The sequence below is a fragment of the Microcoleus sp. FACHB-68 genome, from assembly GCF_014695715.1.
Lineage (GTDB): Bacteria > Cyanobacteriota > Cyanobacteriia > Cyanobacteriales > Oscillatoriaceae > FACHB-68.
In genome coordinates, this window is the sequence record NZ_JACJOT010000001.1 from 85,253 (window position 1) to 100,268 (window position 15,016).

The 15,016-nt window shown below is 45.9% G+C and carries 11 protein-coding genes; 3 read left to right on the forward strand and 8 right to left on the reverse strand.

The window, feature by feature from the left end; genetic code table 11:
- Window positions 1–126: 126 nt before the first annotated feature.
- The gene (locus H6F73_RS00360; protein ID WP_242072283.1) at window positions 127–672 is read right to left on the reverse strand and encodes a GNAT family protein; all 546 of its coding nucleotides are present in this window, start codon (window positions 670–672) and stop codon (window positions 127–129) included.
- Window positions 673–956: 284 nt separating this feature from the next.
- On the opposite strand from H6F73_RS00360, the gene H6F73_RS00365 reads away from it, so the two are divergent.
- On the forward strand, window positions 957–1,556 hold the full coding sequence (locus H6F73_RS00365) for a fasciclin domain-containing protein (protein ID WP_190756855.1): 600 nt from the start codon (window positions 957–959) through the stop codon (window positions 1,554–1,556).
- Window positions 1,557–1,710: 154 nt separating this feature from the next.
- Here the strand turns inward: H6F73_RS00365 and H6F73_RS00370 are convergent, their stop codons facing one another.
- The 5 genes from H6F73_RS00370 to H6F73_RS00390 all read right to left on the reverse strand — a co-directional run bounded on the left by H6F73_RS00370 (window position 1,711) and on the right by H6F73_RS00390 (window position 7,554).
- Entirely contained in the window at window positions 1,711–2,289 is a 579-nt protein-coding gene (locus H6F73_RS00370; protein ID WP_190756856.1) for an alpha/beta hydrolase, read from the reverse strand.
- A 40-nt stretch (window positions 2,290–2,329) separates the two neighbouring features.
- Window positions 2,330–4,549 carry a serine/threonine-protein kinase gene (locus tag H6F73_RS00375; protein WP_190756857.1) on the reverse strand — a complete coding sequence of 740 codons (2,220 nt, stop codon included), beginning with the start codon at window positions 4,547–4,549 and terminating at the stop codon, window positions 2,330–2,332.
- Between the two features lie 334 nt (window positions 4,550–4,883).
- A complete protein-coding gene (locus H6F73_RS00380) occupies window positions 4,884–5,081 on the reverse strand; it encodes a DUF2188 domain-containing protein (RefSeq protein ID WP_190756858.1) in 198 nt (65 codons plus the stop codon).
- A 137-nt stretch (window positions 5,082–5,218) separates the two neighbouring features.
- Window positions 5,219–5,488: a GlsB/YeaQ/YmgE family stress response membrane protein gene (locus H6F73_RS00385; protein WP_190756859.1), complete on the reverse strand. Its 270-nt coding sequence runs from the start codon at window positions 5,486–5,488 to the stop codon at window positions 5,219–5,221.
- Window positions 5,489–5,934: 446 nt separating this feature from the next.
- On the reverse strand, window positions 5,935–7,554 hold the full coding sequence (locus H6F73_RS00390; protein ID WP_190756860.1) for a serine/threonine-protein kinase: 1,620 nt from the start codon (window positions 7,552–7,554) through the stop codon (window positions 5,935–5,937).
- A gap of 563 nt (window positions 7,555–8,117) precedes the next feature.
- Between H6F73_RS00390 and H6F73_RS00395 the strand changes: the two genes are divergently transcribed.
- Window positions 8,118–9,329, forward strand: coding sequence for a glycosyltransferase family 2 protein (locus H6F73_RS00395; RefSeq protein WP_190757068.1), 1,212 nt, complete (start codon window positions 8,118–8,120; stop codon window positions 9,327–9,329).
- A gap of 518 nt (window positions 9,330–9,847) precedes the next feature.
- Entirely contained in the window at window positions 9,848–10,015 is a 168-nt protein-coding gene (locus H6F73_RS00400; protein ID WP_347239440.1) for a replication restart DNA helicase PriA, read from the forward strand.
- Window positions 10,016–10,334: 319 nt separating this feature from the next.
- On the opposite strand, the gene rlmN is transcribed toward H6F73_RS00400, so the two are convergent.
- Window positions 10,335–11,366, reverse strand: coding sequence for a 23S rRNA (adenine(2503)-C(2))-methyltransferase RlmN (gene rlmN, locus H6F73_RS00405; RefSeq protein ID WP_190756861.1), 1,032 nt, complete (start codon window positions 11,364–11,366; stop codon window positions 10,335–10,337).
- A gap of 56 nt (window positions 11,367–11,422) precedes the next feature.
- Window positions 11,423–14,911: an amino acid permease gene (locus H6F73_RS26280; RefSeq protein ID WP_242072284.1), complete on the reverse strand. Its 3,489-nt coding sequence runs from the start codon at window positions 14,909–14,911 to the stop codon at window positions 11,423–11,425.
- Window positions 14,912–15,016 lie beyond the last annotated feature (105 nt).

Below are 15,016 nucleotides of genomic sequence, written 5' to 3' on the forward strand. Positions count from 1 at the left end.
TCATGTGTTCGGCCCGGTCATAGTGCTTTCTGAGATGTAACGCGACTAATTTGATTTTAAATAAATCGGTGAAATTAAATATAAACCCCGTCCTAAAATTATTAGAAGCGGGGTTTTTTCAATTTTTTACTCAATCCATTCTTGCCTGAGACTCGAGTACATTTTTACATCGTGATAAATGCCTTTGGCAAATAGATGCTGTCGCAGTACGCCTTCAAATTTCATGCCGGCTTTTTCCATAACCCTTGCGGAAGCAGTATTTTCAACCATACATCTCCCTTCAATGCGATTTAGCTGCATGGTGCGAAAACCAAACCCCATCATCGCCCGGACAGCCTCCCTCATGTATCCGTTTCCCCAATACTTGTCAGACAAAACGTAACCGATTTCTCCCCGCGCACAATCCACCCTCCACTCGGCAAACCCACAAGCGCCGATGAATTTCTTGCCGGCTTTTTCTACTATTCCCCAACAAGCTATGTCGTGCTGATTGTAGCCCTCAATCGTAGCCTTGAGAAAGCGCTGGCTATCTTCAATCGATTTGTGAGGTTCCCAAGTTGTATATTGGGAAACCGCAGGAACGGAGGCATATTCAAAGATATCTTCCACATCCGCCAAACACATTTTTCGCAGCAGCAGCCGCTCAGTTTCTAACTCTGGAATTTCAGCCAAAATTTCCTTTATTTTCACAGCGATTAACAAAAGGTGTATCGTTTATTCATGTCTATTGATTGATTGAAAAAATTATAGTCGGCCTGTTGCCAATCTTCTAAGTTTGGCCAAACTCTTCTTAATTTTTACCCGTTAGCGCCGGCAGGAGTTGAAAAGCTAAACTAATGTGAAGATTTGTTCAGGTTCGCAATTTTGATGACAACTTGGAACGAACAATTATAATGAACGTCACAAATGCCAGGAAAATGCATTATATCCCGCAATAGAAGGGTGGAGAGGTATCAATGAGTGCCCAGCGTAAAAACTTAATGAAAAAGCTAGTCAGCTTGATTGGAGTGATGAGTGCGAGTACCTTGATTAGTTGGCCGGTACTGGCGCAGTATTATTACGGGCCAAGTTTTTTCACGCCCGGTGCTTATTATCCCACGCGAGGGCCACTGATTGGGCAATTTAAACAGTTGGGTTTTAATAAATTGGCTGCTGCGCTCAATGAAACCCCAGAGATAGAAAAGACGCTGAATCAAGAAGGGCCATTTACAATTTTAGCGCCCACGGATGAAGCATTTGAGGCGTTGCCGGCAGGAACGCTTGAGGAATTGATGAAGTCAGAAAACAAACAAAAACTGGCAAAACTGCTGTCTTATCATGTGATTGCCGGCGAAGTTACGGAAGCCGATCTCGCAGCAGGACAGGTGAAAACTGTGGAAGGCAACCCCGTGAAACTTCAAGTGAATGCTGCTGCAAATGAGCTATTACTAAATGATGCGAAAGTCACAGATAATTCATTTAAGATTAGGAATGGCAGGAACAACAACATCACATTTGTGGTGATTGACAAAGTGTTGATGCCACCTGATCTTCAAGAATCAGCGCCGGCAAACTGATAAGCTGTTACGCAAAGAAGTTTGCCTGCCTGGATTGAGAAACAGGAGTTTGCCGAGTTTGAGCAGCTTTAAAAGGAGACGTTTTAACTCCTTTTTAAGAATGGGTGACGGGTTTTTTGTTTCTACAACAGATTTGTATTGAAAGGAAAATTTGTTATCGGAAAACATTTGGCCAGTGCTGTAAAATTACCTGCAACACATCACTAAATCGGCTCAGTTGAGCCGCAGCTTCGATGAGGCGATCACCCTCTACTTGCACTTCAGGGGATGGATAGTTTTGAATAACTTCTAACAGCGATATTTTGCTATCTTTCGTTGCAGAGAGGATGACAGCAGAGCGCAAAGCTTGCCGGTTGGCGCTATCAGCTCGCGTATGTACGACTTTCCCCAATTCATCTAATAAAGCTTCGCCAAACGGGTGATTGAGGGCGCGATCTAAGAACAAAAAATCAACCGAGACTTCTTCCGTCAAGGCATTGCGAGTAACTTCGGGATCTTGTTTTGTCGCTCTGAAAATATCTCGTAAGGAAGGAGCGATTTCGCCGGTTTCAGCGAACTTTTCCAGATCGCCGACGGGAACTGAAGCTTGAATAATGCCGACTTTAATCAGCACCTTTTCAGCAGCGTTGACGTTGGTTGCCGGCACCATAACACCCGCACCCAAGAGCAAGATACTAGCACTTGTCCCTAAAAATGATTGACGATGCCGGCGAAAAAAGTTTGTCCATTTCATAGTATTTTAAGTGCTAAGTGTTGAGTGGAGAAGAAAGAAATTACAGCCCTAATTTCTGTTGTAGCTTAGAACGAGCTTCGATAGCCGGCGCGAATGTCGCATCTGCTGCAATTGCTTGGTTATAAGCATTAAGTGCGTCTTCATTTCGTTGCATTTCCTCTAGAGTCAGCCCCCGGTGAAGCAAGGCAACCGGATCGTTTGGCTCAATCGATATCGCTTTATCTAAGGCTGCTAGCGCTTGCTCGTTACGCTTAAGTTCCTTGAGCGCAATGCCTCGACCCACCCAAGATTTATGATCCTTACTTTCATATTTTATCGCTTTATCAAAAGAAGCGATCGCATCTTGAGTTCTCTGCAATTGCAAAAGTGCAAATCCTCGGTCTCTTAAAGCCGGATAAAAGTTATTTTGAATTTCGATAGCTTTGTCATAATCTTTAATAGCATCTTCGGGGCGCTGCATTGCGGCGAGTAAAGACCCTCGATTATGCCGGCTTAAATAAGATTTCGGCCTAATTTCAAGCGCTTTATCATACGCTTTCAGCGCTTCTTCAGGTTTCTGTGCAAAAAATAGTGTACTGCCTTTCCCCACCCAAGCGGGGAAAAAGTTTGGGTTAATTTTAATCGCGCTATCATAAGAAGCGAGCGCTTCTGTGGGACGCTGCAATTTTCCTAAAACGCGCCCCCGGTTAATCAAAGTTTGTAAATCATTGGGATTTAATTTAATTGTGTCATTATAAGAAGCCAGCGCTTCTTCAAACGCTTTACGCGATTCTTGGGGACGTTGCAAATACTCTAGCGCTAAAGCTCGGTTTTCCCAAGATTTGGGGTGATTCGGCTGGATTTGCAGAGCTTTTTCAAAAGCAGAAAGGGCATCTTGGTAACGCTTCAAACCAAGCAAAGCAATCCCACGCCCATTCACGGCTTCAATATTATTAGCAGAGAGTTCCAGCGCTTTGTCGTGGGCTTTGAGGGCTTCTTCATAGCGTTGCAGTAAATAAAGCGTTTCTCCTTGGTTGTTCCAAGCTTTGGGGTCTTTTGGATCAATTTGACTGGCTTTTTCATAAGCTGCCAGCGCTGCCTCATAACGTTCTAATAAAAAGAGGGCATCGCCGCGAATTTTCCAGGCTTTTGCTTGATTCGGGTTAGTTATGAGGGATTTATCAATCGTTGAAATCGCTTCTTCCGGTTGTTGCGTGTCGAGAAACTGATTGGCTTGAGCGAGATAATCGGTGGTGGGAAAAAACTTAAAAAATCCGACAATTAAACCGGCAATCAGTCCTGGTATTAAGATGTACCACAACTTTTTAGAACGCGGCAAGGGTGGAGTTGAATGCACTGTTGCACTCGGTTGGGGCAGGGTTTCGCCAGTTGGCATTCTGGGCGCATCAATTGGCGCTGCTGGTTTGGAGTAAGAGGCAATGGTTGAAGCCATCGCATAATTTTCCAGATCCTCAAGATCCGCGAGGGCTTCTTCAGCGGTTTGATAGCGATCTTTAAAGTGATAGCGCACCATCTTATCAATAATCGCTGCTAGCCGATCGCTCACCTGCACGTCATTCTGCCAAATAAGTTCGCCGGTTTGCGCGTCTTGCCGCAACCGGGAGGGCAAGATGCCGGTTAATGCTTGAATGGCGATCGCGCCTAACGCATAGATGTCGCTGTTGGGGCGCGGTTGTCCTCCCAACTGTTCGTTTGGCATATAGCCAGGAGTCCCAATGGCAACGGTAAAACTCTCGTCCCCAGCTTGGGTACTGACTTGCTTGACTGCGCCAAAGTCGATTAAAACAATTTTGCCGTCTGAGTTGCGTCTGATTAAGTTGGAGGGTTTAATATCGCGGTGGATGACATTCTGCCGGTGGACAAAGGCTAGGGTTGATAATACATCGCGCAATAAAACGATGACTTCTGCTTCACTTAAACGCTTACCGGCTTTGATTTCTTGATTGAGCGGTTCGCCTTCTATGCAATCCTGCACGAGGTAAAATTCTTGCTGTTCTTCAAAGTGAGCAAGCAGACGAGGAATTTGATCATGCCGGCCTAATTGATGTAAAACTTTTGCTTCGGTATCAAATAAACGTCTAGCAGTTTCTAATGTCAGCGGATCGGTTGTCTGCGGTTTAAGTTGTTTGACGACACAGCGCGGGTAGTCGGGTAGTTGCAAGTCTTGTGCGATGTAAGTTTGGCCAAACGCCCCTCCTCCCAAGAAGCTGACAATTTTGTACCGTCCTGCCAGTATTTGTCCGAGTAAAAAAGTGTCCATAAATGTAGGGGTGAGAGCAGTGCCGGCACACTTAGCGCAGCTATTTGCCTATCTGTAAATTTTCCGATCTGAAGGCCAAAATTTGGGATTTGGAGTTGCCCGATTGCTGCCGGCAGGATTTACAGTCGGCGCGTTTTCGGCGATCAGCCTGGATTTGGGGCTTTGGGACTGTCCCTGTTTTAATAGAAAAATTTATAGTATGCAATTTAGCAAGTTTTTTCCAAGCCGTCACTCTTCACTGTATCGTGAATTGTTCGGGTCTTAACCGGCTTTGGCTTGTTTGGCCGGCTGAGGCTTGTGTTGGTTGCTGCTCACTTTCTCTGACTATACAGATTTATTCAGAATCTTTCTGTTTCACTTGCTTACCGCGCCGGCTACCCCACTCTTCTGCTTTAGCAATCGCAATGGGAATGGCTTTGCCTTCTTCGTAATCCTCTTCTAGCAAAGCATTGGCAATCTCAATCGCTTTTTCCCTCACTTCCTCGGTGAGGTTTTTCATGGAATCTGGATAATTGTTTTTATTCCAAGGCATTGCTATCACTTCCTTCATTTCAAGGGAAAACAATTTTCTCAAAAAACTCCATCAATTTGCTCTAAAAACAAACAATCCCCCAACGAGAAGCTGGAGGATTGACACGAATTAAACCACCCATTGAAGCTTTGAAACAATTAAGCAGCCCGTTGAGTTACCAAACCCCAGATGAAGAGGAGGAGGATTGCACCTAAGACTGCAAAAGCAATACTGGGGATTGAGAGCGCACCATAAGCTGCGCCTCCGCTTGTTCCCAAGAACATACTACCTAAATAACCACCAACAACTGCACCCAAAATCCCTAACGCTGTTGTTGCTAGAAATCCACCGCCTTGATGCCCTGGATAAATAGCTTTGGCAAGTGCGCCGGCAATTAAACCTAAAACAACCCAAGCTAGAATTCCCATGTCATTTTCTCCTTGAAAGATAAACTCTTTTTTTCTTTGCGTCTTATCTTTCCTAAGAATATCAATTGATTAATAGGGATTCCCTCTATCATAGGGAAGAAACAATAGGAATAGAAATTTTTGAGTTCGTTCGCTAGACTTAATTTTTGTCAATCGGTCAAAAGATAGATTAAAGGTTTGTATAGGTTAAAAATTCTGAGTAGTTGAGAATTTAAAGCAGTGTTCTATGGCTTTTATGTTAAACGCTTCAGCTTCGTTATGGGGGGGCCGGCAGCCAAAAGTCGTAGTGTGTTTTAGCCAAGTATGCCGGCAGACTCAAGCGGATCGGATCTGTTTAATGATAACAGAGTTTTGCTGCTCGCCCGGTATCGCTCAAACGCTTGCAAGTTGGCAGCTTGAGCCTAAATGCCGGCAAGCGAAAATCCTGAAGCATAAAACTAGAGAATCTATAAATACCATCCCAACTTACTCACTACCTCGTTTCGGTTATCTAGGGCTAATTGAAAATCGGGCTTGAGTTGAATCGCTTGATTAAAGGAGGCAATGGCTTCAGGGTACCGATGCAAGTTATCCAATGCCACGCCTCGGTTATTCCAAGCTTGATAGTAATCTGGCTTGAGTTGAATGGCTTTGTCATAACAGGCAATGGCTTCTGAGTAGCGTTGCAAGTTATCAAACGCCAAGCCTCGGCTATTCCAAGCTTGAGGGTAATCTGGCTTGAGTTGAATGGTTTTGTCATAACAAGCAATGGCTTCTTCATAGCGCTGCAATTCCTCAAACGCGCTACCGCGATTAAACCAAGCTTCCTCAAAATCTGGCTTGATAGAAATCGCTTGTTCATAGGCAGCGATTGCTTCTTCGTAACGCTGCAAACTAAAAAGCGCGAAGCCTCGGTTATTCCAAGCTGCATAGTAATCTGGCTTGAGTTGAATCGCTTTGTCTAAGGCAAAAATTGCTTCTTCGTAGCGCTGTAAACTAAAGAGTGTTCTGCTCCGGTTGTTCCAAACTTCAGGAAAGTTAGGTTTAATTTGAATAGCTTTGTCATACGATGTTAGTGCTTCGTCATACCGGCCTAATTCATAAAGCGCATTGCCAAGGATATCCCAAGCTTCATAAAAGTCTGATTTAATTGAAATTGCTTGCTCACAGGCAGAAATTGCTTCCTGATAACGTTTAGCTTGATACAGCACTTTGCTATGTTTTAACCAAGCTTTGGCTTTATTGGGAACCATTGAAATGGGTGAAGTTTCCAAGCCGGTTAATGCTTGTAATGCCTCAGTTGCAGAGGGGTAGCGCTGCCGGAAGTCGTAACGCACCATTTTGTCTAAAATATCTGCCAGGTTTGCGCGCACCGGCACTAGGTTTCGCCAGCAAATTTCACCCGTCTCAGGATCGTCTGGTAGTTCATCCGGAAAGATGCCGGTGAGTGCTTGAATGGCGATCATGCCCAAAGCATAAATATCACTACTTAATTTTGGCCGGCCTTGGGCTTGTTCACTTGGCATATAGCCAAAAGTGCCAATTTGCACCGTCGATCTCGTCATTCCTTGACTATTGACCACCTTAGTTCTAATTTGTTTAACGGCACCAAAATCAATCAGAATCAGTTTGCCGTCTGCTTCTCGTCGCATCAGGTTGGATGGCTTAATATCGCGGTGGATGACTTGCTGCTGGTGAACAAATTCCAAGACTTTGAGCGTGTTTTGTAAAAGCGCAATGGTGTAGGATTCGCTCAATTGTTTGCCGGCAGTCATTTCGTAGCTCAGATCGTGACCTTTGATGAATTCTTGAACTAAATAGAATTCTCGATTTTCTTCAAAATGAGCTAAAAGCCGGGGAATTTGCTCATGGGGGCCAAGCTGCTGAAGGGTTTCTGCTTCTGTGTGGAATAAGCGTCTTGCTTCCTCTAAAGTCTTGGGATCTGTGCTGGCGGGTTTGAGTTGTTTAACCGCACAGACGGGGTTGCCGGGTAAATGCCGGTCTTCTGCGAGGTACGTTTTGCCAAATGCCCCTTCTCCCAATTCGCTGATCAGAGAGTAGCGCCCACCGATGGTTTGTCCGAGCATGAGTTTTATCCGGTGTGGTAGAAGGAAAGCCGGTGATTGGCTTTGTTATCGATTTCGATCTTGGCACAAAGTTTGGTTGGGATTTTCAGCTTGGGGAAAAAATGCAAGGGAGGGGAGGGGTGGAATGTTGAAAATTGTGAGTAAAGTTACTGGGTGGGCAGCAGATTTTTTTTAGACATTGTACTAATTTTTTATTGCTAGAAAAGATGGGAAGTCAGAAAGGCATTGGGGGGAAGCCCCCCAAACCCCCCGTTGGGGGACGGTTGCGTCCCCCAAACCCCCTCCAAAAGGGTTGATCTGCTGAGCGTCTAGTGCAGGTGTGCTTAGAATTTGAAATTCTAAATTGAACAGTCGGGAGAATTGCTATGGTTTGAGTTTTTAAATGTTTTTAATTGTTGTGCCGGTAGGTGGCGGATCGCTCTCAATCAGGATGAGTTTTTAAATGTATTTAATTGTTGTGCCGGCACGTGGCGGATCGTTCCCAATCAGGGCAGAAGTTATGGCGGGGTGGGTTTGCCTCTAAAATGACAGCGATGCTTTTAAGTTGGGAGTGCCGGCACAAAATGAAACTGAGTCTTTGCGCGATTGTGAAAAATGAGGAGGCGGCGCTGCCTAGTTGTCTCGATAGTGTTAAAGATGTGGTGGATGAGATGGTGGTGCTTGACACCGGCTCAACGGATCGCACGGCTGAAATTGCCCGTGAATTTGGGGCGCAAGTCTATGATTTTCAATGGTGCGATGACTATTCGGCGGCGCGAAATGAATGCCTTAAATATGCGACGGGTGACTGGATTTTAGTTTTAGATGCGGATGAAATGCTGGTGCGAGAGGTTGTGCCACAGATCAAAGAGGCAATTCAGAATGAGGATTACCTCTTAATTAACTTGATGCGTCAAGAGGTGGGTGCGGCACAATCTCCTTACTCTCTGGTATCCAGGCTGTTTCGCAATCACCCATATATTTATTTCTCCCATCCTTATCATTCGATGGTGGATGACAGCGTTGCCAACCTGTTGAAAAGTTCTCAGGGATGGCAGGTGGTTGATTTAGCGCCGGTGGCGATTTTGCATGAAGGCTACAAACCGGGGACAATCGCCGCGTTAGACAAATTTACCAGAGCGCGGCAGGCGATGGAAAGCTATCTCGCTCAGCACCCTTCTGATCCTTACACTTGCAGTAAGTTAGGGGCTTTGTATGTACAAATGGGTGAGGTGGAACGCGGCATTCAATTGCTAGAGGTGGGATTGAAAGGGGTGCCTAGCTGGGGTGAACCAAAATCGGTTGAGGTGCCGGTGTTGTATGAACTTCATTACCATTTAGGCATTGCTTACGCGCGCCGGCAACAGATATCTAAAGCCAAATTTCACTATCGGGCTGCCCTTGAGCAGGAACTCCTGCCTCAACTGAAACTCGGCGCTTATAACAATTTCGGTAATTTACTGCTGGAAAGCGGCGATCTGACGGGGGCAAAAAGTGCGTACGAGATTGCTTTGCAAATAGAACCCAATTTAGCCACTGCTCATTTTAATTTAGGCATTGCCTTAAAAGAGAAGGGACGCTTAAAGGAGGCGATCGCATCTTACCGGCAAGCGATTGAACTTAATCCCAATTATGCCGAAGCTTACCAAAATTTAGGCGTGGCTTTGCTGAAAGCCGGCAGTGTCGTGGAGAGTTTAGACACCTTTCGTCAGGCGATCTCACTTTATGAGCAGCGTCAGTCGCCGGCAGCGAGCCAGTTGCGCCAAAGTTTGAAAGATATGGGAATGCGGGTTTAATCTCCAGGATAAGTCGAGACGCGCTCAGTCGCGTCTCGAATTGATCTCTTAACCCGGTTGCGCTTTTTTTTGTTGTCTTTAAACCAACTCAAGCCAAACCCACTCAAGAGCTGGCGCTTTTTTAGAATTGCAACTTTTATATTTATTTTAGGTTTATTTATAAACCTAACAATTAACCCATCCCTTATCAAAAATTTAATGATTTCTTTCTAGCTTTTTAAGTAACACTTCGGATATAAGCGGACTCAACAATTTATGACCTGAATTGATTCATCACGGGGATCGCTGACCCAGAAGGCGATCCCCGCAATCCTAAAATTGACACTCGGCATTATTACTGACATAATAAAAGATAATGTTGAAAAAGCTTGACTCGCTTATTCGTCACTGAATAAATCGAGTCGCTAAGTTTTCTTGAGTGTTTTTGGCACTGTAACTGTTGCTACGTTCTACCCCATTTTTTTTGAGATTGTTTCATGTATACGTCTAAAGAGAGAGAGTTTAATATGCAGATAAAAATGACAATTCACTGTCCAAACTGTGGCAGCCATGCTGAGCGCCACTACCTGTTAATCAGTCAATTAACGCGGACACAATGCCCTGCCTGTGACTATTTTATGATTACCTGCTCTGACACCGGCAAAGTGGTAGAAGCGTACGCCCCTGGCATCTACGCCCCCCAGTAATCCTTCCCTCCCGAAATCATCACTACCAAAAGTGCCGGTAAGGGCACTAAAATTGGACGATTAATCAGCTATCGCATTGCTGCAAAAAAAATATCAGGGGAATTTACAGTGTGCTTTTGCACCGGCATAGGGAACAGAGTTTTTAATCAAACTATCCATTCGGCAGGTAATCCAATACTTAACCGCAGAGGGATGCAGAAAAAATATTACTTTCTGCATCCCTCTGCGGTTGTAAATATTTGGGCGAGAAGCCAGGATTAGGGAATCAGGAAATTCGAGTTTTTCGAGATGCTTGCGGTAAAATTTAGCCAAAGAATTGTTAACTTTGAGAAACTCGCAGTTGCCCGCAAGCCGCATCCGCTTCTAACCCGCGAGAATAACGCACACTCACCGCAACTTTGCGATCTTGCAATGCCTTCACAAAGGTTTGAATTCGCTGCTGGCTGGGACGCTGATAGCCGGCTTCAGTGATCGGATTGTAGGGAATCAAATTGACATGACATTGAAATCCCCGCATTAACTCCGCAAGTTCAATCGCGTGTTCCGGCAAGTCGTTCACGCCGGCAAGCAAAATATATTCAAAACTCAACCGGCGGCCTGTTGTCTTGACATATTCCCGACATTCTGAGATAAGCTCAGGCAAGGGATAGCGGAGGGCACTCGGAATTAGCTGTTCGCGCAACTCTTGATTAGAAGCGTGGAGACTAACTGCTAGGGTGACTTGGAGTTTATGTTCTGCCAGTTGGCGGATGCGATCGCGGATTCCCACCGTAGAAACCGTGATATTTCGCTGCCCGATGCCCACATCTTCGTTGAGTGATCGCAAGGCAGCCAAAACATTATCCGTATTCAGCAACGGTTCGCCCATGCCCATAAAGACAATATGACTGACGCGCCGGTTAAAGTCTTCTTGAACTGTTAAAACCTGATCAACAATTTCATGCGTGGCGAGATTGCGCTTAAAACCGCCCTTGCCGGTGGCGCAGAAATCGCACCCCATCGGACAACCCACCTGGGAAGACACGCAAACCGTGAGGCGCTTTTCTGTGGGAATGCCAACCGCTTCGACAATTTGACCGTCTGCCAGCGTCAGGAGATACTTAACCGTATCATCCGGGGCAACTGAGCGGTAGTGAATGGTTGACCGGCCTATTGGGAAATCTGCAACCGTTTCACGCCACTGTTTAGAAAATACCGTAATTTCAGAAAGCGATCGCGCCCCTTTTTGATAAATCCATTGATGCAACTGTTGCCCCCGATAAGCCGGTTGCCCCTGTTGCTGAACCCACTCGGTTAACTCTGCCAAAGAAGCCCCTAACAGGGGAGTTTTAGAGGTTGAAACTGCTAACATAAAAAATTGCCGGCTGATGCTGTATTTCCATCATGACATTTTCAGTCAAAAAACGGTTAATTATTGCCGTGCTTTAGCTTCTGCGTGATCGGAATTTCAATGATAAATTCTGCCCCCTGTCCGGGTTCCGACACACACTCTAGCCGGCCTCCATGTTTATCTACAATAATTTGATAACTAATCGATAATCCTAAGCCGGTGCCTTCTCCCACAGGTTTCGTTGTAAAAAACGGATCAAATATCCGTTGACGAACCGTTTCCTTCAATCCTGGCCCATTATCTTTAAAGCGAATTTCTACGCGATTGCTGTCGAGAACTCGGCTGCTAATTGCAATTGTACTGGGGGTTTCTTCAATTTCTTCAGGTGTTCGGGCTTCGTCATATTTGTGCAGCGCATCAATCCCATTGCTAAGGATATTCATAAAGACTTGATTGAGCTGGCCGGCATAACATTCCACTGTCGGCAAGTTACCGTATTCCTTAATAACTGTAATCCCCGGTAATTCCGGTTTTGCTTTCAAGCGATTTTGCAAAATCAAAAGCGTACTGTCAAGCCCTTCATGAATATCCACCGGCTTCATGTCTGCTTCGTCAAGCCGGGAGAAATTTCGCAAGGTTAAAACAATCTCCCGAATACGATTCGCTCCCATTTTCATGGAAGAGACTGTCTTCGGCAAATCTTCTAGCAAAAACTCAAGATCAATCTCTTCAATAATGTCTTGAACTTTGGGGTCAGTCTGGGAATAACCTTCTTGATAAAGGTTGATTAACGTCATGAGCGCCTGAGTATAATCACTAACATACGTGAGGTTGCCATAAATGAAATTAACCGGGTTATTAATCTCATGGGCAACACCGGCAACTAACTGACCAAGAGAAGACATCTTCTCACTTTGAACGAGTTGAGCTTGGGCTTGTTGAAGCTGTTGCAGCGCTTGTTCTAGTTTCTGAGCTTGAGCGGTTGCTGTTTGAGCAGCAGAACAGCTTTGTTGATAGAGTTCAGCTTGCTGTATCGCAATTGCTGCTTGGTTGGCTAATTGTTGCAGCAATTCAATTTCTGCCGGCTGCCAAACCCTAGGCGCAGAACATTCATGCGCGATTAGCAACCCCCACAAATAATAATCAATCCGAATTGGTACAACAAGATTGGCTTTAATGTTAAGTTCTAGCAAAAACTTTTTATGACAGGGATTTAAATCTGACTCAGCAATATTATTAACCGCTCTGACGCGTCCGTAACTGTAAAGGCGAGCGTAATCTGTGGGAAAACATTCATCCGCATACTCCTCACCCTGAAGTAATTGCCACTTACCGCTGACGGCTTCTACAACAATTTTGCCTTGCCAGTCTTGGGTGAATTGGTAAATTACAACTCGATCTGTGTGAAGTAACGCGAGGACTTCTCGCACAATCGTTTCCAGAATTGTCTTTAAATCTAAAGTTCTGCGAATTTGGTCGGTAACGTGCGTTAAAACCCGGTCAGATTCTACCGATTGAAGCAACCGTTCTTGAGTTTGCCGTAATTCCTGAAGCGCTTTTTCTAATTGTTCGGCTTGCTCTGTAGCTGTAACAGCAAGTTCTTCTTTAAGTTGCAATGTTTGCCGCAATTCTAACTCAGCTTGCTTGCGCTCAGTCACATCGCGAAAAATCACAATATATTCTTGCAGCTTTCGATTTGCTCGGTGTGAAATCGTTGCTTCAAGCGTGCGTAAGTCTTGCTCTCCCCGCTTGAATATCTGTTCGCTTCTGCTTTGCCCTAACTCTGGTTCCAACGTTATTGCCGGCAGAAAATCATGAAGATGACGCCCCACTAGCTCAACGGTGCCGATGCCAAAAAGTGCGGATGCGGCTGGGTTAGTTTGCAGAATTACGCCGTTTTTACCCACGACGAGAATGGCATCTGGAACGGTATCAAGGGCAGTGATAAACAAGTTTTCTGCTTGTTCCCGTGCTTTGGCAATTGAAGCAACTTGGGGCAAGCTTGTCCAGCAAGCAATTGCAATCGCAAAAAAGGCAACTGTTAGCAATAAGACAATTAAAAGATCGTTGCCGGCACTTTCAGCGCTTCTATCTAATACTGCCCTGAGCGCCCAGCCTATAACCGTAGCGCCACAGACTAATACGAGTAGGGTAACGACCTGAAGCACCAGAAAATCTTTAAACTTGCTATTGAAAGGCACAACGCTTCGCCTCACCCACCACTGTGGGGAGAAGGGTGGCAAGGAAACACGGCGGATCACTGCATCCGCTGCTACAATTGCCACCGGCAATAGCAACCCGATGGCTAAATCTTGCCAACCCCATCCCACGCCAACCATTACTAGCACCAGCGTATCAAAGGCGAAAAAGCCTAGGGACAACCACCCCCAGCGCACTTCTGGCTGAACCCGACGCAGCCACAGTCCTAGATGTAGCGCCATGAAAGTTATAATCATGGGCGTACAGGTGAGTACAACCAGTTGCGCTAAATCTCCCCAACCCAACGCGATCAAACTGATTAAAAGGGAGAAGATAAGGGCCGGTTGCAGAACGCCCTCTGGAGAGACGATGCTGAACACGGGTGAAAGGTATCCGTCTAGCGCGAGTTGGTATAAAACGCGAGGCGCATTGGCGACGGAAGTTGCGGCAATTACGAGACAGCTTGAGGCAAGCAGGAGTGTTACAGGTAATGTTGCCCAAGTGCCCCAAAACATGGTGGCAGCGGTTACTAAGAGCGAGTAAGAGTTGTCATTCACGCCTGGAGAGGCTGCTAACCGCGCGAGCACCCAGGAACCCCCCAGACAGACGGGAGGAATCAGCCAAGCGGCGAAGGTTAGAAATCGCAGGGTTTCCCCTGGACGCCGGCTGTCAGCAACAAAACATGAAGCGGTTTCGCAGGCACAGCTGCTCAGGATTGCGAATAAAGACCACTTGCCCCACTCGATCCAGGTTAAGTTCGGCCAACTGGTAGGAAAAAATCCGGGACTGTCGGGCGAGAAGGCCAACCAGCCAAGACCTTGAACGCAAAAGACTAGCAAAAATCCAATGGCTGGGAAGATGAAAAATGCTTGCAAGATCGCCAAGGTGCGGGTGCCGCTCAACGCCACAATATAAACGATGAGGGTAAATGCAATTTTTAGAATGAGTTCGCCAGAAGTGATGCCATAGGGTTCTAAGTTGGCTTTGACAATTTCTGTGAGGATGATGGCGCTTGCCGGCGGAAAGGTGGCCCAAGCTAAGTAATAGGCGATTGCGGCATAACGGCCTAGAGCGGGATAGTGACTCAGCAGTTTGGTTATATAATTGGGCGTTCCGCCTGACATTTCTGGCCACTGTTCCCCCAAGCGTTTCACTTGCAGGTTGAGCAGCACTCCCACGAATACTGCCGGCAACCAAACAAAAATGGCAGCCGGTCCCAGCGCCAAGTGGATTGCCGGCGCATTGGTGACCCATCCCAGATGGCCGGTAAGCCCGAACCCCCAAGTTTCCAGCGCACTCAAGCTACGAGGTAGGCGCGTAGCGTCGCGCTGAGGATTATCCACACCTGTAAAAGGCTGTGTAGGCATTTTTACTTAAATTTTGATTGAAAATAAAATAATTATTTGAGTTTTTGATCGGCTGGATGCACCGGCTCGCTTCTGCGGATTTGAACTCAGCTATCAAGTGCGCTC